At 66.8% G+C, this 1,233-nt stretch carries 1 pseudogene; it reads right to left on the minus strand.

The annotated features are described in order from the left end of the window. Positions 1–15: 15 nt before the first annotated feature. Positions 16–1,134 (minus strand): annotated as a pseudogene (locus ACFQV6_RS44185) (IS630 family transposase). Between the last annotated feature and the right edge of the window lie 99 nt (positions 1,135–1,233).

Raw genomic sequence — 1,233 nt, forward strand, 5'->3', positions numbered from 1 at the left:
GCCGGGTCTGAGTGGTCAGGCGGCCTTGGTTCGGGGTCGGCCCCAGCGTTGTTGGCGTTCGCTGCGGATGCGGGCTCGTTCTCGGCGTTGGGCCGCCAGGACGTCGGGGTGGCGGGCGTTGGCGTTACGCCAGCGCAGGTATTTGTGCAGCTTGCGGGCCAGAACGGTGTGGTTCGGGTGGTTCGAGTTGGCCATCGTGAACATGCGCAGCGGCCCGAACTGTGCCTCGATCGGGTTTGCCCAGGAGGCGCTGGTCGGGGTGAGGCACAGTTCGACTTTGTTGCGGGCCGCCCAGGCCCGGATCATCGGGGTCTTGTTCGCTGACAGGTTGTCCAGGATGACGTAGATCGGGGCGCCATCCGGCCGTGCTTTCCGGATCGATTTCAGCGCGGACAGGGTGTGATCTGCGCCTTTACGTCGCCGGTTGACGCCCCAGAGCTGGTCGTCGCCGAGGCTGTAACAGCCATGGAAGTAGCGGATGCCGTGCGTGCGGTGATACGTCGCCGGCAACCGGTCCGGATGCGACTGCGCCGCCCAGCCACGGCCGTGATGCGGGCGGATCGCCAACGGCCCGAACTGGTCAAACGCGAAACAGCGGGTCGGGAACTTGGTGGTGACTTCCTCGATCCGGTCGAGTTTGGCGTCGAAGTCCGGGTCCTTCGACTCCTTCCACGTGCGAGTCCGTTGCCAGCTGACCTCGTTGTCGCGCAGCAGTTGCCGCAGCCGTTCCCGGCCGACGATGACCCGCCGGTCGGCGTCGGTGGCGAGGTAGTCGGCGAGTTAACGCAGGCTCCAGCAGGTGAAGGGCCGCCCGAGCGTGCTCGGGCGGCTCTTGGCCGTCGCGACGATGAATGCCTCATCGTCGTGGTTGATCCGGCGGGGACGACCTCCCGCCCATTGAGGGTCCAGCGCGCGAAGACCGATCTCGTTGAACGCGTGGATCACGTCGCGCACGGTGTCCTCATGCCCCGCGATCAGCTGGGCGATCGCCGGGACCGGTGTCCCGGACGCGGACGCCATGATGATCAACGCCCGGCGCACCCGGACCGAATCATGCTTGCCTCTACGAACAAGTTGCTGCAGCTTGCGGCCCTCGTCCTGCGTCAACCGCCGTGCCCTGACCGGCTCGGCCAACCTGCCACCCCACTCCCAACGACCAATATCACCGCCGTTGAGAGTGAACCTTCACCAGCGCGGACCGGCGGACGTGTCCCGGTGTGTCGCCGACCCGGT

Source organism: Actinoplanes sp. GCM10030250 (genome assembly GCF_042666575.1).
GTDB lineage: Bacteria > Actinomycetota > Actinomycetes > Mycobacteriales > Micromonosporaceae > Actinoplanes.